Genomic DNA, 19406 nt, shown 5'->3' on the forward strand with positions numbered 1-19406 from the left:
CAACCAATGCCCTTTATCCCCCACACGCCAGAAGACACGACCGACATGCTCGGCGCCATCGGCGCCGCGAGCATTGAGGAGCTCTTCGACGAAATCCCCGCCGCGCTGCGCGCTGGGGACATTGCCGGTCTGCCCGCGGAGCTGATGAGTCCCGAGCCGGAAATGGCCGTCGCACGCCTGATGCAGGAGCGCGCGCGTGCCGACGGCGAGCCGCTGTGCTTTCTCGGCGCTGGCGCCTATGAGCATCATATTCCCGCCGCCGTGTGGCAGATCGCCACCCGCGGCGAGTTTTACAGCGCCTACACCCCCTATCAGGCCGAGGCTAGCCAGGGCACCCTGCAGGTCCTGTACGAATTCCAGTCCATGATGACTGCCCTGACCGGACTGGATGCCTCCAACGCCTCGCTCTACGACGGCGCCTCCGCCCTGGCCGAGGCGGTGCTGATGGCGGTGCGCGCCAACCGCAAGGTGAAGGACAAGCGGGTACTGATGCCGGCAAGCGTGCATCCCTTCTACCGCCAGACGGTGCGCAGCATCGTGCGCCATCAGGGCATCGAGCTGGTCGAGGTCCCCTTTGACCCGAGCGGCGGCCACACCACGGTCGATGCCCTTGAGCAAGCCGCCGCCGGCGCGCCCTTCGCCGCCTTGGTCATCCCGCAACCGAATGTCTTTGGCGTGCTCGAGGAGGTCGACAGCCTGACCGACTGGGCGCATGAACGCAACGCCTTGGTCATCGGCCTGGTCAATCCCATCGCCCTTGCCCTGCTCAGCCCGCCCGGCGATTGGGGAACCCTAAGAGAGAAATCCGGCGGCGCCGACATCGCCTGCGGCGAAGGTCAGCCGCTCGGCATGCCACTCGCCTCCGGCGGCCCCTACCTGGGTTTTCTGTGCTGCACCCAGGCGCTGGTGCGCCAACTGCCCGGGCGCATCGCCGGCAAGACACTCGACCTCGACGGCAATCCCGGCTACACGCTCACCCTGCAAGCACGCGAGCAGCATATCCGCCGCTCCAAGGCCACCTCCAACATCTGCACCAACCAGGGCCTGCTAGTCACCGCCGCGACCATCCACATGTCCCTGCTCGGCGCCGAAGGCCTCGAGCGCGTCGCCGCCGCCTGCCATGCCAACACCCGCGCCCTGACCACGCGCCTGTGCAAGATACCCGGTGTCGAGCCCATCTTCGACCGCCCGGTGTTCCATGAGCAAGCATTGCGCCTGCCCAAGCCAACCGCGCAAGTGCTAAAGGCGTTGGCAGCCGAAAATATCCTCGGCGGCTTCGACCTCGGCCGCAGCTACCCAGAACTCGACGGCAGCCTTTTAGTGTGCGCCACCGAGACGCGCACCGAAGGCGATATCGAGCGCTTTGCCAACGCCCTTGAGAACGCACTTTAGCTGCCAAGGGATCGACCATGCGAACCAGCAAGCTCCGCCTAGCGATTCCAAATTTGGTGCCCGTAAGGCTGTGAAGGTGGATTCCAACCGAACCACCACGCGCCAACATCGCACGTCTACTCGATAACAAGACCGAAACCAAGCGCTTAGTGACGAAATTTTAAATTGCTGAAGCTCGCCTAGCCGTTCCCAGAGGAGCCTGAGGTTCCGGGCCGGGTGCCGGGCGCGGGGGTGTTCGACGGCAGGACGCCGTCGCAAGCCTAAAAGGATGTATTCACGGCGTCCCCCGCGACCGGCACCCGGCCCGGAACAATCCACCAAACCAGGCAGCACGAACAACTAACCGAACCAAATCAGCCAGAACAGACAATCAAACCAACTCGCCAGCCTGAACGAAATCGAAAATCGCACCATGCTGATTCATGACCATTCTCATCCCGGCCGCCGCGCCGCCGCCCAGGCACCGCTCGACTATGCCGACTGCGACGACCTGCCTACCGCGCTGCGCCGCAAGACCCGCCCCGACCTCCCAGAAGTCTCCGAGCTCGACGCGGTGCGCCACTACACCCGGCTGTCGCAGAAGAACTTCTCCATCGACACCCATTTCTACCCGCTCGGCTCCTGTACCATGAAGTACAACCCGCGCGCATGTAACAGCCTGGCCTCCCTGCCCGGCTTTCTGGCGCGTCACCCCGCAGCCCCGGCCAGCCATAGCCAAGGCATCATGGCCTGCCTATTCGAGCTGCAGGAAATGCTCAAGGCCATCACCGGCATGCATGCAGTCTCGCTCGCGCCTGCCGCCGGCGCGCAGGGCGAGCTAGCCGGCGTGCTGATGATCCGCGCCTACCATGACGCGCGCGGCGACCATGCCAGGCGGGAAATCCTAGTCCCCGACGCCGCCCATGGGACCAACCCCGCCTCGGCCATCATGGCCGGCTTCGAGGTGCGCGAAATCCCCACCGGCCCAGACGGCGACGTGGATGTTGAGGCCCTGGGGCGCGCGCTCGGCCCCCAGACCGCCGGCATCATGCTCACCAACCCGAGCACCGTCGGCGTCTTCGACCGCAACATCCAGGAAATCGCCAAGCAAGTCCATGCCGCGGGCGGTCTGCTCTACTACGACGGCGCCAACCTCAATGCCATTCTCGGCAAGGTGCGCCCTGGCGACATGGGCTTCGACGTCATCCACATGAACCTGCACAAGACCTTCTCCACCCCGCACGGCGGCGGCGGACCGGGCGCGGGTCCCGTGGGTGTGGCCAAGCACCTCGAGCCCTACCTGCCCATTCCACTGGTCGCGCGCGAAGAGGCGAATGCAAACGAAGCATCCGCCGGGCGCTTCATCTGGCAAGACGAGCACAGCCGCACCGAGTCTATCGGCCGCCTGACCGCCTTCGGCGGCAACATCGGTATTCTGCTGCGCGCTTATATCTACGCCCGCCTGCTCGGCATCGAAGGCATGCAGCGCGTCGGCGAATACGCCACCCTGAACGCCAACTATCTGCTCAAGCGCCTGAGCGACGCGGGCTTTCAACCCGCCTACCCCAAGCGGCGCGCGAGTCATGAATTCATCATCACCCTCAAGCGTGAGGCCAAGGAATACGGCATCACCACCATGGATTTCGCCAAAAGGCTGCTCGACCATGGATTTCATGCACCGACGACCTATTTTCCCCTGCTGGTACCCGAGTGCCTACTGATCGAGCCGACCGAGACCGAAAGCAAAGAGGCGTTGGATGCCTTCGTCGAGGCCATGATCGCTATTCGCGCAGAGGCGGCGACAAACCCCGATATGCTGCGCACCGCGCCGCACTCGCTACCGGTCAAACGCCTTGACGACGTGCGCGCAGCGCGCCATCTCGACTTGGCGTATAAAGGTAAGAACAGCGATGCAACGGCAACTTAGGCAAAGAGTGAGGCACATCATAAAGCCATGATCTCCAAGGGATTTGACCATTTTCGGCCGCGATCTGGCCACACCATGCGCCGGCGCACTTCACGCTAAGCAGCATGGCCCACCAAAACCAAAAAGGCCTGAAACGCATCCTGCGTGCGTTCGGTTACTCCATGAAAGGCTTCAAGGCCTGCTTCGAGCTCGAAGAAGCCTTTCGCCAGGAAGTGATCCTGCTGATTGCGCTGGTCCCGCTCGGCCTGTGGCTGGGCGAAACACCGGTGGAACGTGCCCTGCTGGTCGGCAGCCTGCTGCTGGTGCTCATCGTCGAGCTGCTGAACTCCGCGATTGAGGCCAATGTCGACCGCGTCGGCCTCGAGCGCCACGAACTCTCCGCCCGTGCCAAGGACATCGCCTCGGCGGCGGTGTTCTCCAGCATCGCCTTTGTGGTGGTCATCTGGCTGCTGATTCTGGTGCCCAAGCTTTAGCGGATCATCCCATGTCCCATCACGCTCAAGACCTCGACTTCCTGCCGCTCAATCTCGCTATCCTCACGGTCTCCGACAGTCGCACGGCGGAAAACGACAGCTCCGGCGACCTGCTGGCCGAGCGTGCGACCGACGCCGGCCATCGGGTGGTGGCGCGCGAAATCTGCAGCGACGATCGCTATCTGCTGCGGGCCGTGTTCTCGCGCTGGATCGCAGATGCCGAGGTACAGGTCGTCATCAGCACCGGCGGCACCGGGGTGACCGGGCGCGACAACACCCCAGAGGCGCTGGAGCCCCTGCTCGACAAACGCATCGAAGGCTTCGGCGAGCTGTTCCGTTCCATCTCCTTTGCCGAAATCGGCGCATCGACCATTCAGTCGCGCACTCTGGCCGGCTTGGCCAACACGACCCTATTGTTCTGCCTGCCCGGCTCCACCGGCGCCTGCCACACCGCCTGGGATGGCATTCTCGGCGCCCAGCTCGACCGCCGCACCCGCCCATGCAACTTCGCGCAGCTGATCGAACGCTTCAGCGAACGCTAAGCATTGCCTGTCAAGCAGCGGCCGCACAAACTGCCATTACCGCAATTCACTCCAATAGCGGTAGCATGACCGGCAACCAGTGCTGAGTCTCATGGGAACCATGACCGCCACAACAGCCCCCAACACCTGCGCAGATGCCGCCAGCCAGAAGACACTGACGGTTGAAGAAGCCATCGCGCGCATTCTGGCCGTCGAGCACCCCCGACTGGAGGTGGAACGGCTGCCGCTGGATCAGGCCCTCGGGCGCGTTCTGGCGGAGACCGTCGCCAGCCCGATCGATCAGCCCAACTGGGACCACAGCGCCATGGACGGCTATGCCCTGCGCCACGCCGATCTCAGCCGCGACCCACCAAAGTGGCCTGTCAGCCAGCGGATTCCGGCCGGCAATCAGCCCGAGCCGCTCGCGCCCGGCACCGCCGCGCGCATCTTCACCGGGGCTCCGGTACCCGTGGGCGCCGACACCGTTGTCGTGCAGGAAATCTGCACACTGGAAAACAAGGGGCGCCATGGTGAGCAGCTGTGTATGGCACCCGAGGACATCGCGCACATCAAGCCGGGTGCCAATATCCGCCAGCGCGGCGAGGACATCCGCAGCGGTGATCAAATCCTGCACGCCGGCACCAGGCTCGCGCCCCAGCATCTGGCGCTCGCCGCCTCGGTCGGCTTGGCCGAGCTTGCAGTCCACCGCCCCCTGCGCGTCGCCATTCTGAGCAGTGGCGATGAGCTTGTCATGCCAGGCCAACCCCTGCGCCCGGGGCAGATCTACAACTCCAACCGCTATATGCTCGCCGCCTTGCTGCGCGCCCTCGGCTGCGAAGTCATCGACCGGGGCATGATCCCGGACCGCTTCGAGCCGACCCTGCAAGCGCTGCGCGCCGCCGCTGACCAGGCCGATCTGGTTATCGCCAGCGGCGGTGTCTCGGTCGGCGAGGAAGACCACGTGCGCCCAGCCGTCGAGCAACTCGGCTCCCTGGACGTGGCGCGGGTAGCGATGCGCCCCGGCAAGCCGGTCGCCGTCGGGCGCATCGGCCACGCAGCTTTCATCGGCAGCCCGGGCAATCCGGTGTCGCTCTTTGTGACCTTCGCGCTCTTCGCCCGGCCCTTGATCCTCAAGCTGCAGGGCCAGATCCCTGAACAGACCCCGGAACAGCCCCCGGGCCAGAGTCCTGGACAGAGAAATGACATGGGTGGCGCTTTCCTGCCTCGCCCGCGACGCGCCAGCGCGGATTTCGCCACCCAAAAGCCCGACAAGCGGCGCGAATATCGACGCGCCCGGCTGGTCCATGACGCCGAGGGGCAACCCCGGGTGCAGGTCTTCCCGAGCCGTTCCTCGGCTGCCATCACCTCACTGACCTGGGCCGACGGTCTGGTGGTGATCCCTGAGAATACTCAAATCAACCGCGGCGACCCGGTCGACTTCCTGCCCTTCAGCGAGCTTCTGACATGATCCGCCTGCTCTACTTCGCGAGCCTGCGCGAGGCGCTGGACTGCGAGGGCGAGGACTATGCGCTCGCCGACCCCATGACAGTCGCCGAACTGCGTGCACAGCTCGCCGCGCGCGGCGAGCCCTGGTCGCAGGCACTCGCGCCGGCGCAAAACATCCTCGCCGCCGTCAACCAGACCATCGCCGGCCCCGACAGCGTCATCCAGCCCGGCGATGAAGTCGCCTTCTTTCCGCCCGTAACCGGCGGCTAAGGACGCGCAATCAAGGACCGCTGACATGCGACTAAAATTCACAAAAATGCATGGTCTGGGTAATGATTTCGTCGTCATCGACGCCATCAACCAGCAGGTCGCCATGACCGCGGAGCTGACCCGCATGCTGGCGGACCGCCGCCGGGGTGTTGGCTGCGATCAGCTCCTGCTGGTCGAGCACTCCAAGACCGCAACCACCAATTTTTATTACCGCATTTTCAATGCCGATGGCTCCGAAGTGGGCCAGTGTGGCAATGGTGCGCGCTGTTTCGCGCGGTTTGTCCATGCCAAGGGCCTGACCGACAAACGCCAGTTGCAGGTCGGCACCAAAAGCGGCCTGCTCGAGCTCAACCTGCTCGACGACGGCCAGGTGCGGGTCGACATGGGCATGCCCCGTTTCGAGCCGCGCGCCGTTCCTTTTCTGACCGATCAGCGTGCGCCCGCGTACAATTACGGCACGGGCTCCCAGGTGCTGCGCATCGGCGTCCTGTCCATGGGTAACCCGCATGCCGTGGTTCCGGTGGACGATCTCGCCACTGCGCCTGTCGACAGCCTGGGACCGGAGATCGAGCGCTCACCAGTGTTTCCGCAACGCACCAATGTCGGCTTCATGCAGGTCTTCAGTGCCGAGCACATCGGGCTGCGGGTTTGGGAGCGCGGTGCCGGTGAGACTCAGGCCTGTGGTAGCGGCGCCTGCGCGGCCATGGTGGTCGGGCGGCTGTGGGGCGAGCTCGACGAAGAGGTCCGGGTGACCCTGCCCGGGGGCGATCTGATCGTCCGCTGGCCTGGAAACCAGGAAACTGTCACCATGACAGGCCCAGCTTGCGAGGTTTTCGACGGAGAGATTGACTTATGACGCGCCATTCCGCACCAGATAACGCCATCACCGAGGCCATGGCTGTCGCGTATCTGGATGAGCACCCGGACTTGCTGCTGCGCCACCCGCAGCTCCTGATCAAGCTTGAGATCCCGCATGGTGGCGACGGGACCGTTTCTCTGGTCGAACGCCAGCTCAACCTGCTGCGCGAGCAGATCGCGCAGGAACGCCAGCGCCTGGCCTGCCTGGTGGAGCGTGCGCGCGAGTACGAGTCACTCTCGGCCCACCTGCACGAGCTCACCACCAAGATCATCCTGGCGCGCAGCGTCAAACACGTGCAGGACATCCTGGACGTAGAGCTCAAAATCGAGTTCGAGGCCGAGGCCGTTGCCCTGCTGCAGTTTCCCTTGCCCGACCAGGAAGCCGACAGCCCCTCTCTGCCCGAGCCCCTGGCCAAGCTATCTGAGCTCGACCACTGCCAGTGCGGTCAACTCAAGACCGACCAGTACGATGAAATCTTCGGGTCCAAAGCGGAGGCGCTGCTCTCGGCCGCACTCATTCCGCTCAAGGGCCCCAAGATGCGCGGCCTGCTGGCCATCGCCAGTCGCGACCCCGACCATTTCACCGCCGACATGGGCACGGACGCACTCGAGCGCCTGGCCGACATCATCAGCGCCAAGCTGATCGAACTCGCGCTGCTGCACCATGATTGATTCCCGTGATTAACCAGGCGCATCATGTCCGGCCAGCCTGAATCCGCCCGCGCGCTGCTCGAGCGCTTTCTGCGTCACCTGAGCAACGAGCGCCGGCTCTCGCCGCATACGCTCGACGCCTACCGCCGCGATCTTGAACGCATTCTGACCTGGTACCAGAGCGCGAAGCCGCAGGCCGACTGGCCACAATTGCAGGAGCGCGATGTCCGCGCCTACCTCGCTGCGCGCCACCGCCAAGGCCACGTCGGCCATACCCTGGCGCGCGAGCTCTCCGCCCTGCGGCGGCTCTACGTCTACCTGATGCGCGAGCTAATCGTCGAGCACAATCCCGCCCAGGGCGTGCGTGCGCCGAAACAGGCTCGGATACTGCCGAAAACCCTGGATGCCGACCGCCTCAGTGCCATGCTCGACGCTGGCAATGGTCCAGCTCTGAAGCCATCGGCCGACCCACCCAGCCCTCCATCGACCGACACGCCCCGCCATCCGCCGGCTGATCCACCAGCCGACCAACCAGTTGACAGCAGCCCGCTCGACCTGCGCGACACCGCCATGGTCGAGCTGTTCTACTCCTCCGGCCTGCGTCTTGCCGAGCTGATCTCCATCGACACCCGCGACATCAACCCGCGCGAGCCCATGCTCACCATCACCGGCAAAGGCTCAAAGACCCGCCGCGTGCCCATCGGCCGCCAGGCACTGCAAGCCATCAAAGCTTGGCTGGCAGTGCGCGGTCAGCTCGCTGGCACAGGGGAGCCTGCGCTCTTCGTCAGCTCCCGCGGTCAGCGCATCCACCCGCGCACCGTCCAGCAGCGCCTGCGCCTATGGGCCATCGCGCGCGCCTCGGACACCCCGCTGCACCCGCACATGCTGCGCCACTCCTTCGCCAGTCACATGCTCGAATCATCCGGCGACCTGCGCGCAGTACAGGAGCTGCTCGGGCACGCCGACATCAGCACCACCCAGATCTACACCCACCTCGACTTCCAGCACCTCGCCCGCGTCTACGACCAGGCGCACCCGAGAGCGAAGCGCAAGAAATAGCCATTACAAAATGAGCTTTAGGTTCTGGGTCGGGTAACGGGCGCGGGGTCTCCAGCGGCAGGACGCCGCTGGGAAGCCTACAGGGATGTATTCACGGCGTCCCCCGCGAACGATACCCGGCCCAGAATGAGCTGAAATTCCGTGTAAATAGTTTTAACCAAGGCTCCCGACCGACTCAGCTCGCCACGATGGGGATGATGGTGATCTCAACCCGACGGTTCAGGCGGCGGCCGGTCTCGGTCCCGTTGGAAGCGATGGGGTTGCTCTCTCCATACCCGTAAGCACTGACACGCTGCGGCAGCACACCGTCGGCGAGCAGGCGACCGCGCACGGCACCGGCGCGCCGTTCGGAAAGGCCCATGTTGTATTCTGCGGTACCGGTGTCATCGGTAAAGCCAGCCACGGCGAGCTGAGTCTTCCCGTATCGGTTGACGATGCCCGCGATCTTGTCCATGGTGCTGTAGAAGCCCGGCTTGATGCTGGCAGAGTCAGTGTCGAAGGTGGTCACGCTGGTCATGCCGACAATAAGGCGGTTGTCGGAGAGCTTGCGCACCCTGATGTCACCGCGGCGGATCTCATCGGCCAGCGCGCGCTCAAAGTCCAGCCGCTGCTGTTCCATGTAGTCGCCCACCGCGGCACCGATCAGCGCGCCGCCAACCAGACCGATCAGGGCACCACGTCCAGCATTGGCGCTCAGCGAGCCGATCGCGGCACCGCTCGCTGCGCCGGCCAGTCCACCCAGCCCCGCGCCCTGCGCTGCGCCACTTAGCTGCGGCTGTCCGTAGGGATCGTAAGAATTCGTCGTGGCGCAGCCGACAAGGGAAATCGCGGCGGCTGCCGCAATCATGAGCTTCATCTTTCGGGTAGCTTGCAAAACATCGAACTTAGGGTGGAACATAAGGATGGTTCTCAATAATTTGCGGTGTGGATTTAGGGAAGATGTGGGGTAGAAGTGGGTCACAATCTTTTGCGCCCAACCGGACGACTTCGCGCCGGTAGTGTGCCTTGACCGACTCATTCTTGAGTGATTGTTTTTCTTGACCGGCTTATTCTGGCACCTCTTTAGCAAATACGGCGAACCCTCGCATGCTGCAGGCCCGACACATCACCTGACCCGTGCCCGACAGCGTTTCGCGCAGCGGCACGCCCTGCAGCAACCGCGCGGCTTGGGGTTGCATCCGCTTCACTGGGCATCATTTCAGGGCGAAGGTTCAGACAAGCAAGCTCATGAAGTTGGAGAAACCATCGGTGCGCCCAAGCGAAATCGCGATCAATTTTGTCGTTTTCCAGACCGCATGGCTGCTGTGTGTCATCGCCGGCGCCAATGGCCAACCGCTGCTGGCCGCGCTGGCGGTGGGGACTGCGGTTGGCGTGCATCTGGTGCGCGCACCGAGGCCGCTGCCCGAGCTGGTACTGATCGTGCTCACCGGCTGGTTCGGCGCACTTTGGGATGGAGCCATCGCCGGCTTTGGCTGGCTGGTCTACCCGTCTGGGCAGTTCATGACCTGGCTGGCGCCGCACTGGATTATCGGTCTGTGGGTACTATTCGCCACCCTGCTGAACATCTCCCTGCGCTGGCTGAAGGGCCGCTATGGGTTAGCCGCCGGGCTGGGCGCCATCGGCGGCCCGCTCGCGTTTCTGGCCGGCGAGCGCTTGGGCGCCGTGAGCTTCCCCGATCCGGTGGTCGCCTTCGCAGCCATTGCCGTTGGCTGGTTCTTCGCCGCTCCCTTCCTGGTCTGGCTCGCCGAGAGACTGGACGGCTATCGGCTGCCGCTTGCCTCTGGTTCCGCAACGAGCAGCGAGCCGAATTCCCAGAGCGCATCTAAACGGCAATCCGGAACTAAGACCGCGTCTGAAGCCCCATCCGACCGAGAGTCCAAACCGGAGCCAGCATCCGAAAAGATGCCCATTGGAGGCACCCGCCATGTTTGACCTCGGCATCTACACCGCCGGCCTCGCGGTTTCCTTGCTTCTGGCGATGTTCGGCTGGCTGGTGAGCATCCGCAAGCAGGATGTCAGCATTGTCGATTCGATGTGGTCGCTGTTCTTCCTGCTCATGACCATCGTCTACGTGGGCTCGGCCGAGGCGCTTGGCGCGCGCGCCACGCTGCTGCTGTTCCTGGTCGCGCTCTGGGCGGTGCGGCTGTCGCTCTTTATCACCCTGCGCAACTGGGGCGAGCCCGAGGACCGGCGCTATCAGGCCATCCGTGCCGACAATGAGCCAAACTTTTGGCTGAAAAGCCTGTACATTGTTTTCGGGCTGCAAGCGATTCTGGCCTGGGTGATTTCCCTGCCATTGCTCGGCGCCACGCTCAGCACCGCGCCATTCAACGCGCTCGATCTGGTCGGCGCCGCACTCTGGCTCGTCGGCTTTGGCTTCGAGGCCATTGGCGATCAACAACTGGCCAGCTTCAAGGCCGATCCGCGCAACGCCGGGCAGGTGATGGACCGCGGCCTGTGGCGCTACACCCGTCATCCAAATTACTTTGGCGAGGCGTGCCTGTGGTGGGGTTATGGGCTCATCGCAATCGCTGGCGGCGCCTGGTGGAGCCTGATCGGCCCGGCGCTGGTCACCTTCCTGCTGCTGCGCGTCTCGGGCGTGCGTCTGCTGGAATCGGATATCGGCGAGCGCCGACCGGCTTATGCGGACTATATCCGGCGCACCAATGCCTTTTTTCCTGGAACACCCAAGCCCAAAGCATAACCGGACTCCTGAGTCGCGGTTGTCCAATTTTAGGAGCATCGAGCCAATGAGCCGAGCATCAGTTTTCCGATCCATCGCCCGTACCTTGCTGCTTGCAGCAAGCGCGGTGATCTTGTCAGCCTGTGTCGAATCTGGAGGCGAACCCATGGACACTGTCAAGCATGTCGATCTCGAGCGTTTCATGGGCGACTGGTATGTGGTCGCCAACATTCCAACCTTTGTCGAAAAAGGCGCGTATAACGCGGTGGAGTCCTATGCGCTCAACCCAGATGGCACCATCGCGACCACCTTCACTTTTAACAAGGACAGCTTCGACGGCCCGCAGAAGACTTATCACCCCAAAGGCTTTGTGCTGGACACCAGCACCAACGCGTACTGGGGCATGCAGTTTATCTGGCCAATCAAAGCCGACTACCGCATCGTCTATCTGGATGACGACTATCAGCTCACGGTGATTGGCCGCGCCAAGCGCGATTACGTCTGGGTGATGGCACGCCAGCCCGATTTTAGCGACGCCGAAATGCAACGCATGCGAGACTTCATCGCCAGTATCGGCTACGATGCGTCAGAACTCCAGCGGGTTCCGCAGCAGACGAAGAAGGCTTCGGCCGGTCCTGGCAGCTAGTCTCGAGAGACCGTCGCGCGATGGCGGAACACCCCGTCAATTCCGCTGGCCGCCCCGCTAATCACAAGGCTCATCTGCCGCGCGACATTTCAGCCCATGCCGACTCCGGCCACCTCCAACGCCAACGCGGCCACCGACCTGTCCGCAAACCCATCGAACGCCCCCGAGCCGAGCAGCGGCGATGGAGACGATGCCAGCGCGCGCAGCGGGGAAAGCAAGCTCGCAGCCAAGCGCTTTCTCGATCGGCAAAAACCGCTGACCGACGGTTACCTGCGCCTTGCCATCGCCATGCATCTGGCCAGCGGTGGCTTGTTGATCGCGCAGGCATGGATTCTGGCGCACATCGTCAACGCCTTCGTCTTTCCCGCCGCTGCGCTTCCTGGCGACCAGGTCGCCGATCGCGCCGCCCTGCTGCCCTGGCTGCTGCCGCTGTTGGGGCTCTTCGCGCTGCGGGCAGTGCTGAGCTGGGCCGGCGAGCAGACGGCTTTCCGCGCTGCAGCCGGGGTTAAGCGCAGCCTGCGTGATCGCGTCTATCGGCACATTCAGGCCGCCGGGCCGCGCTGGATGGCCGGGCAGCGCAGCGGCGCCCTGGCCGAGGATCTGACCAAGGGCATCGAGGCACTCGAGGCCTACTTCGCCCGCTACCTGCCCGCCATGACGGTGACCATGCTGCTGCCGCTGGCCATTCTGGTGGTGGTCGCGCCCATCGACTGGCTCTCCAGCCTGATCATGGCGCTGGTCGCACCCCTTATCCCGATTTTCATGATCCTGATCGGCACCCGAGTGGAGGCAATCAACCAGCATCAGTGGAAGGCCCTGGCGCGCATGGGCGCGCATTTTCTCGATGTCATCCAGGGGCTGACCACGCTCAAGCTGTTCAACGCCAGCCGTCGCGAAGCACAAGTCATCGCCGAGATTTCCGAAGATTACCGCCGCCGCACCATGGAGGTGCTGCGGGTTGCCTTCTTGTCCTCCGCGGTGCTCGAGTTCTTCGCCACCGTGGGCATCGCCATCATTGCGGTCTTCATCGGCTTTCGGCTCTATCAGCTTGACCTGCCGCTGCCCGACCTGGTCGCGGCACCCGAGGTGAGCTTCCTCAGCGGCTTTTTCATTCTGCTGCTTGCACCTGAATTCTTTCTGCCGCTGCGCAACCTGGGCACCCATTATCACGGGCGGCTGGAGGCCATCGCCGCGGCCGAGCGCATCGCCGATATTCTCGCCACGCCGCTGCCCGAGCGCCCTTCCCCAGGCCGGCGGCTAGCCGATGAAAGCCCGCTGGCAATTCGCTTTGAGGATGTCCATTTCTCCTACGAAGCAGGCCGCCAGGCGCTCGCCGGCGCCAAGTTTGCGCTCGCCCCCGGGGAGCGCGTCGCTCTGGTCGGCCCCAGCGGTGCCGGCAAAACCACCATCGCCAGCCTGCTGCTCGGCTTCGGCGAGCCGGACAGCGGGCGCATCCTGATCGACGGCGAACCGCTCGCCGAACTGGATCTGGACAACTGGCGCAAGCGCCTGGCCTGGCTGCCGCAGCGCCCGCGGCTGTTTCAGGGCACTCTGCTCGATAACATCCGTCTGGGCGCGCCCGATGCGAGCCTGGAGACGGTGCGGGCCGCGGCAACACGCGCGCGCGCGGCTGAGTTCATCGAGCAACTGCCGGACGGCTACCAGACTCAGGCCGGCGAGCAGGGCGTGGGCCTGTCAGGCGGGCAAATTCAGCGCATCGCCCTTGCGCGCGCCTTTGTGCGTGATGCGCGACTGGTCATTCTCGACGAGGCCACCGCCAGCCTGGACCCAGCCAACGAGGCCCTGGTGCAAGCCGGCATCGACGAGTTAGCGCGCGATCGCGGCATGCTGATCATCGCCCACCGGCTCGCCACCGTGCGCCACGTTGACCGCATTCTGGTCATTGTCGACGGGCGCATTGCCGAACAGGGCACCCATGACGCGCTGATTGCCCAACAGGGGCATTACGCGCGCATGGCGCTGGGCCAGCAGAGCGATGTCCCCGGCGAGAGCGGAGGTGACGCATGAAGGATCTGCTGCGCCTGTGGCAACTGTTCAAACCCTATCGCATCTGGATTTGGGGCGGCTATTTGATTGCCTTGGTCACCCTGCTGGCCAATGTGACCCTATTAGCAATTTCCGGCTGGTTCATCACCGCCATGGCGGTGGCCGGCACCGCTGGCGTGATGATGAATTACTTCACCCCGGCGGCCATCATCCGCGCCAGCGCCATGGCCCGCACCGCCGGGCGCTATCTGGAGCGTTTGATCTCGCACGAGGCCACACTGCGCCAGCTCTCCGGGCTGCGGGTGTGGTTCTACCAGCACCTCGAACCACTCGCCCCGGCGCGCCTGCAGGAATTTCACAGCGGCGACCTGCTCAGCCGCATCCGCGCCGATGTCGACGCCCTCGACAACTTCTACGTGCGGGTGCTCATCCCCGTGCTGGTCGCGGCCAGCGCCAGCCTGGGATTTTTTCTGTTCACCGCCTTCTACCACCTGACCTTGGCTCTCAGCCTGCTGGCACTGCTGCTGATCGCCGGCGTCGCCCTGCCCGCCGCGAGCCGTCAACTCGGACGCGCGCCCGGCCGTCATCTGGTGGAGACTGAAGCCGCACTGCGCCAAACCGCCATCGAAGGCACGCAGGGCCTGTCGGAACTGCTGGTCTTCGGCGCCGCCGATGCCCATGCCCAACGCCTGGATGCCCTGAGCGCTGAGCTGATCGACTCCCAAGACCGCATGAGTCGGCTGGCCGGCATCGCCACCGGCGGCGTCGGCCTGTGCGCCAACCTGGCGCTCTGGCTCGCGATCTGGCTCGGCCTGCCGCTGCTGCAGGACGGCAGCCTGGCGCCGCCGCAGCTGGCCATGCTGGCGCTGCTCGCCCTGGCGAGCTTCGAGGCCGTCGCTCCGCTGCCGCTCGCCTTCCAGCAGCTTGAGAGCACACTAACGGCCGCGCGCCGTCTGTTCGCCATTGTCGACACCAAGCCGGCCGCGCCGGAGCCCGAGGGGCCGGCCGTCCAGCCGCAACATTTCGACCTCAGCGCGCAAGGTATCCAATTCCGCTACCCGAAGGCCGAGCGGCCGGCGCTCAGCGACTTTAACCTCGACCTCCCCGCCGGGCGGCGCATCGCCATCGTCGGCCCCACCGGCAGCGGCAAGACGACTGTCTTCAACCTGCTGCTGCGTTTCTGGCTACCAGAGGCCGGCACCATCCAACTCGGCGGTATCCCCTTCGACCGACTCCAAGGCGAGGAACTGCGCCGACATGTCGCGCTAGTCTCACAGCACACCCACCTGTTCAACGCCAGCATCCGCGACAACCTGCTCAGCGCCGCCCCCGACGCCGACCAAGAAGCCCTGGAACGCGCCTGCCGCACCGCGCAAATTCATGATTTCATCGCCACCCTGCCCGAGGGCTATGACACCTGGGCCGGCGAGACCGGCGTGCGCCTATCGGGCGGGCAGGGCCGACGCATCGCCATCGCCCGCGCGCTGCTCAAAGACGCTCCCATCCTACTGCTTGACGAGCCCACCGAGGGGCTCGACGCCCCCACCGAGCACGCCCTAATGCTCGCCATCGACCAAGCCATGCAAGGCCGCAGCACCTTGCTGATCACCCACAGACCCATTGCCCTCGCCCGCATGGACGAAATCCTGGTGCTCGACCAAGGCCGCATCGTCGAGCGTGGCAGCCACCAGCAACTGCTGCAAGGCAACATCTACCCGCAGCTGCTGGGGTTTGCCCAGTAGCCAACTAGCCTGTCATTGCCAGGGTTAGCGCATTTCGTCCTTCAGCAAGCCCAGTATCTTTTGCGCGGTAGGGGATGTATCGGGCTGGCCGTTGGCGTCGTGGATGGTGACCCGGGTTTTGCCCTGTTCTTCGGTCAGGCGGACCTGGTATTGCTCGACGCCAAGGTCTTTCTTTTTCCAGAAGGAAAGGCGCGAACCCAGGCCCTTTTTCTTGCGCTCTTGGCGATTGGGATCATCGTAGCGGACGTAGAAGACGCCATCCTCGCGGTTGCGGTCTTCAACCGCGAAGCCGCTGCGGTCGAGTGCCAGACCGATCTGGCGCCAGGCCTGGCGGTAAGGTTCCGAGACGACCAAGGCACCACCACTGCTCTGCACCAGATTTGCGCTGCGTGCGGGCGCGTTCGAGCCCTGCTGGGCCAGCATGCGCTGCGCTTGCTGGTCGGAGACACCGAGCGCGAGCATCATGCGGCGCAGCATGGCCGACTCCTTGCCTGGGTCGGTTGGGGCGGGCTCCCAGACGGTGTTGGCTTCTTCGCCCAGCGTGTTGCGCACCAGGCGTTCTTCCATCCCGCGGTGGGTTAAGTAAACTTCGGTTGTGCCTGGGCGTGGGCCAGCTTCGATGCGCACTCGGTACTGGTCGCGCGTGGAGGTGCTATAGAGCCCGTCGACCACTTTGCGGAACATTTTGGTGACGACGTCCCGGCGAATTTCGGCACGGTTCTCAATCCAGTCGGTTTTCATCACGCCGATGGCGGGGTTTTGCTCAACCAGCAGAATGCCCTGCTGACGCCAGAAGGCGACCACTTGCGGCCAGACCAGTTGTGGGGTTTGGTCGATCAGCAACCAGCGCTTGTCGCCTGAGCGTTCCATTTCGACGCCGGCTACAGCAGGCAAGACTTCGCCACTGCCAGCGACGCGCTGGCGGCGCGCGCGGGTGCCGGTGTATTCAGAATAGGTGGTGATGCCGCTGGCAGGCGGAATGTCGAGAGCGTCGTCGAAGGTGGCAGCGGTCAGGTCTGGTGGTAGCTCGAGATTCTCCGACGCCTCGCGCTGCTTCTTGTATTCCAGGCTCTTATCGGGAAGGACTTTTTCAATTTTGCCGCCAATGCCGCAACCGCTCAGCAGCGATGTCGCGACCACGGCGACCGTTACCAACTTAAGCGTTGGCAAGATAATCACTGGCCCCGCCGTTGGGGACACGCTCAAACGCGGCGCGGTGATGCGCGGGCTCGACTTGGAGAAATTGGCTTGCGGTTCGACGCTCATGGCGATTTGCCACCCCGAGAAATTGGAATCAAAGGCGGTAACGACCTGTAGAAGTTGCGACCACCGTCCGGGTAAAGGCGCGAGTTTACCGCATCAGCGCCAATTCGGCATCGGTTACCGCATCGGTTACGACACCGATTCAGTCGCTCGGAGGTCAGGCCGCGATGCAATTGAGCTCACGCAGACTCGCGCGCAGCCGGTCGTGATGCGATGCCGACAGCCAGGTCAAGGGCAGGCGGATACCCGGCTGACAGAGCCCCATCTCGGCCAGCGCCCATTTGACCGGAATGGGGTTGGATTCGACAAACAGGCCCTGGTGCAGCGGGTCGAGCGCGGTATTGAGCGCGCGGGCAAGCCCTGCGTCCCCAGCGAGGGCGGCGGCGCACATGGCCTGCATCCTGTCCGGTACCAGATTGCTGGTGACTGAAATCACGCCGTCGCCGCCGGCAAGCATGAATTCGCAGCAAGTCCCGTCATCACCGCTATAGAGCAGAAAGTCCGCGCCACAGAGCGCGCGCAACCGCCCTACCCGGCTTAGATCACCGGTGGCTTCTTTGAGGCCGACGATATTGGACACTTCCGACAGGCGCGCGGCAGTTTCAGGCTGCAGATCGCATGCGGTACGCCCGGGCACGTTATACAGAAACTGCGGCAGCTCGACAGCCTCGGCCACCGCCTTGTGGTGCTGATACAGGCCTTCTTGCGTCGGCTTGTTGTAATAAGGTGTCACCAGCAGCGCCGCATCGGCACCGGCATCCTTGGCGCAGCGGGTCAAGCGGATGGCCTCAGTGGTCGAGTTGGCGCCGGTGCCGGCGATGACCGGAATCCGCCCGGCGGCCATCTCCACCGTGCGGGCGATCACCTCGCAGTGCTCGGCCTCGCCTAAGGTGGCTGACTCGCCAGTGGTGCCGACAGACACCAGCGCGACCGTGCCAGCCGCGACATGGAAGTCGACCAGCCGCTGCAGGGCCTGCTGGTCGACGGCTCCCGATGGCGTCATCGGCGTTATCAGGGCGACAATGCTGCCGCGCATTTTTGTCATTGCGTCGCTCCGTCAGCGAAATGATGGTCGGGGATGGTAGCGCTTGCTCTCGATCCCTGGCAAGAATGCCGGGCGAGCATGATACACTTAAGCTCCGGTTAAACTCCCGTCCAAACCGAAGCAATGAGCTAGAAACGTCAAGGCCATGTCTACGCAGAAAACCTTTCTTGTTCTATCCGCCCTGGGCGAAGACCATCCGGGTATTGTCGATCGGCTGTCGAAGGCGGTGCTCGACCAGGGCTGCAGCATTGAAGACAGCCGCATGACTGTGCTGGGCGGCGACTTTGCCGCCATTTTGCTGATCGAGGGCAAATGGAACACCCTGGCGAAGGTGGAGAATGTTCTGCCGGAGCTCGAGCGTCAACTTGGGCTCACCATCACCAGCAAACGCACCGGCGAGCGCGATCGCGGCGGCAATGAGATTCCCTATGCGGTGGACGTTGTCGCCATGGATCATCCTGGCATTGTCCATAATCTCGCCGGGTTCTTTGCCGATCGTGGCATCAACATCGAGGACATGGCAACTAACACCTATGCCGCCGCCCACACCGGCACGCCCATGTTCGCGGTGCACATGACCGTTGGCATCCCTGCCGACACGCACATCGCGACCTTGCGCGAAGAGTTCATGGACTACTGCGACGGACTGAATCTCGACGCGGTGCTCGAGCCCCTGAAAGCCTGAGGGCACCCGCCAAGTGCGCTCCACGGGCCAGCGCTGTTTGAGCCAGTGCTGTTTGAGCCAGCGCTGTTTGAGCGCCACTTGAGAAAGACCGGCCATCGCACCCACCTTCCCAGAGGCGCCGCAGTGAATCCGACGGATTATTGAGTCCCATGGATTCTATCGTCCAGGCCGTATGAACGATGGGCGCCGACACAACCGAGTTTCTCAACAACAAGGGGACGGACGCATGCCTCCAGCCATCGGCGACAAGATTCCAGAACTGACCGTCAAAATCACCGGCGACCGAGACATCGCCCTAAGCGATTTCCGCGGACGCAACTTGGTGCTCTACTTCTACCCCAAGGCCAGCACGCCTGGCTGCACCCAGGAGGGGCTGGACTTCACCGCCGCCGCGGACGACTTCGCCACCGCCAACACCGCCATTCTTGGTGCCTCGCGGGACGGGCTGAAAGCGCAAGACAATTTCAAAGCCAAACAGGAATTCAGCTTCGATCTCGTATCTGACAAGGACGAGGCGCTGTGCCAACTCTTTGACGTGATCAAGCTCAAGAAAATGTACGGCAAGGAATCCCTCGGCGTGGAGCGCAGCACCTTCCTGATCGATGCCGACGGCGTCTTGCGCCGGGAGTGGCGCAAAGTCACCGTGAAAGGCCATGTTGAACAAGTTCTTGCCGCCGCGCGCGAGCTCGCTTGAGACAACGCCGGGCCGGCTTCCCCAGCGGCCATCCGCTAACCGCGCCCTGACCGGGCACGCTGTCC

At 64.0% G+C, this 19406-nt stretch carries 19 protein-coding genes; 16 read left to right on the plus strand and 3 right to left on the minus strand.

Annotation, left to right across the window (positions count from 1 at the left end; all coding sequences use genetic code 11):
- Positions 1–6 precede the first annotated feature (6 nt).
- From gcvPA to Thiosp_RS13845, 9 genes are all read left to right on the plus strand, one after another.
- Positions 7–1392, plus strand: coding sequence for an aminomethyl-transferring glycine dehydrogenase subunit GcvPA (gene gcvPA / locus Thiosp_RS13805; protein ID WP_201065063.1), 1386 nt, complete (start codon positions 7–9; stop codon positions 1390–1392).
- Positions 1393–1804: 412 nt separating this feature from the next.
- Positions 1805–3298, plus strand: coding sequence for an aminomethyl-transferring glycine dehydrogenase subunit GcvPB (gene gcvPB, locus Thiosp_RS13810; protein ID WP_201065060.1), 1494 nt, complete (start codon positions 1805–1807; stop codon positions 3296–3298).
- A gap of 104 nt (positions 3299–3402) precedes the next feature.
- The gene (locus Thiosp_RS13815) at positions 3403–3771 is read left to right on the plus strand and encodes a diacylglycerol kinase (protein ID WP_201065057.1); all 369 of its coding nucleotides are present in this window, start codon (positions 3403–3405) and stop codon (positions 3769–3771) included.
- An 11-nt stretch (positions 3772–3782) separates the two neighbouring features.
- Positions 3783–4313 carry a molybdenum cofactor biosynthesis protein B gene (gene moaB, locus Thiosp_RS13820; RefSeq protein ID WP_201065054.1) on the plus strand — a complete coding sequence of 177 codons (531 nt, stop codon included), beginning with the start codon at positions 3783–3785 and terminating at the stop codon, positions 4311–4313.
- Positions 4314–4413: 100 nt separating this feature from the next.
- On the plus strand, positions 4414–5760 hold the full coding sequence (locus tag Thiosp_RS13825) for a molybdopterin molybdotransferase MoeA (protein ID WP_201065051.1): 1347 nt from the start codon (positions 4414–4416) through the stop codon (positions 5758–5760).
- Positions 5757–6008, plus strand: a complete 252-nt coding sequence (gene moaD / locus Thiosp_RS13830; RefSeq protein ID WP_201065049.1) for a molybdopterin converting factor subunit 1 — start codon at positions 5757–5759, stop codon at positions 6006–6008. Before Thiosp_RS13825 ends, moaD begins: the two co-directional genes overlap by 4 nt.
- Positions 6009–6033: 25 nt before the next feature.
- Complete coding sequence (gene dapF / locus Thiosp_RS13835) at positions 6034–6864, plus strand: diaminopimelate epimerase (protein WP_201065046.1); 831 nt, start codon at positions 6034–6036, stop codon at positions 6862–6864.
- Entirely contained in the window at positions 6861–7538 is a 678-nt protein-coding gene (locus Thiosp_RS13840; protein ID WP_201065043.1) for a DUF484 family protein, read from the plus strand. The genes dapF and Thiosp_RS13840 overlap by 4 nt, the downstream gene beginning before the upstream one ends.
- Before the next feature lie 24 nt (positions 7539–7562).
- Complete coding sequence (locus tag Thiosp_RS13845; protein ID WP_201065040.1) at positions 7563–8576, plus strand: tyrosine recombinase XerC; 1014 nt, start codon at positions 7563–7565, stop codon at positions 8574–8576.
- Between the two features lie 175 nt (positions 8577–8751).
- Here Thiosp_RS13845 and Thiosp_RS13850 read toward each other — a convergent pair whose 3' ends face one another.
- Entirely contained in the window at positions 8752–9537 is a 786-nt protein-coding gene (locus Thiosp_RS13850) for an OmpA family protein (RefSeq protein ID WP_407702713.1), read from the minus strand.
- 287 nt (positions 9538–9824) lie between these two features.
- Here Thiosp_RS13850 and Thiosp_RS13855 point away from each other — a divergent pair, with 287 nt between their 5' ends.
- From Thiosp_RS13855 to cydC, 5 genes are all read left to right on the plus strand, one after another.
- Positions 9825–10508: a DUF2878 domain-containing protein gene (locus Thiosp_RS13855; protein ID WP_201065037.1), complete on the plus strand. Its 684-nt coding sequence runs from the start codon at positions 9825–9827 to the stop codon at positions 10506–10508.
- Positions 10501–11280: a DUF1295 domain-containing protein gene (locus tag Thiosp_RS13860; protein ID WP_201065034.1), complete on the plus strand. Its 780-nt coding sequence runs from the start codon at positions 10501–10503 to the stop codon at positions 11278–11280. Before Thiosp_RS13855 ends, Thiosp_RS13860 begins: the two co-directional genes overlap by 8 nt.
- Positions 11281–11326: 46 nt before the next feature.
- Positions 11327–11905, plus strand: a complete 579-nt coding sequence (locus Thiosp_RS13865; protein ID WP_201065031.1) for a lipocalin family protein — start codon at positions 11327–11329, stop codon at positions 11903–11905.
- 96 nt (positions 11906–12001) lie between these two features.
- The gene (gene cydD / locus Thiosp_RS13870) at positions 12002–13933 is read left to right on the plus strand and encodes a thiol reductant ABC exporter subunit CydD (RefSeq protein ID WP_201065027.1); all 1932 of its coding nucleotides are present in this window, start codon (positions 12002–12004) and stop codon (positions 13931–13933) included.
- A complete protein-coding gene (gene cydC / locus Thiosp_RS13875) occupies positions 13930–15654 on the plus strand; it encodes a thiol reductant ABC exporter subunit CydC (protein ID WP_201065024.1) in 1725 nt (574 codons plus the stop codon). The genes cydD and cydC overlap by 4 nt, the downstream gene beginning before the upstream one ends.
- 24 nt (positions 15655–15678) lie before the next feature.
- Here cydC and bamC read toward each other — a convergent pair whose 3' ends face one another.
- Positions 15679–16920: an outer membrane protein assembly factor BamC gene (gene bamC / locus Thiosp_RS13880; RefSeq protein WP_201065011.1), complete on the minus strand. Its 1242-nt coding sequence runs from the start codon at positions 16918–16920 to the stop codon at positions 15679–15681.
- A gap of 154 nt (positions 16921–17074) precedes the next feature.
- On the minus strand, positions 17075–17962 hold the full coding sequence (gene dapA / locus Thiosp_RS13885) for a 4-hydroxy-tetrahydrodipicolinate synthase (RefSeq protein ID WP_201065008.1): 888 nt from the start codon (positions 17960–17962) through the stop codon (positions 17075–17077).
- Between the two features lie 145 nt (positions 17963–18107).
- On the opposite strand from dapA, the gene Thiosp_RS13890 reads away from it, so the two are divergent.
- Together Thiosp_RS13890 and Thiosp_RS13895 are read left to right on the plus strand one after the other, a co-directional pair.
- Positions 18108–18647: a glycine cleavage system protein R gene (locus Thiosp_RS13890; RefSeq protein WP_201065005.1), complete on the plus strand. Its 540-nt coding sequence runs from the start codon at positions 18108–18110 to the stop codon at positions 18645–18647.
- Positions 18648–18873: 226 nt separating this feature from the next.
- Positions 18874–19341 (plus strand): peroxiredoxin, encoded by a 468-nt coding sequence (locus Thiosp_RS13895; RefSeq protein WP_201065002.1) that lies wholly within the window; start codon positions 18874–18876, stop codon positions 19339–19341.
- The last annotated feature ends 65 nt before the right edge of the window (positions 19342–19406 follow it).

It is taken from the genome of Thiorhodovibrio litoralis (assembly GCF_033954455.1).
Classification (GTDB): domain Bacteria; phylum Pseudomonadota; class Gammaproteobacteria; order Chromatiales; family Chromatiaceae; genus Thiorhodovibrio; species Thiorhodovibrio litoralis.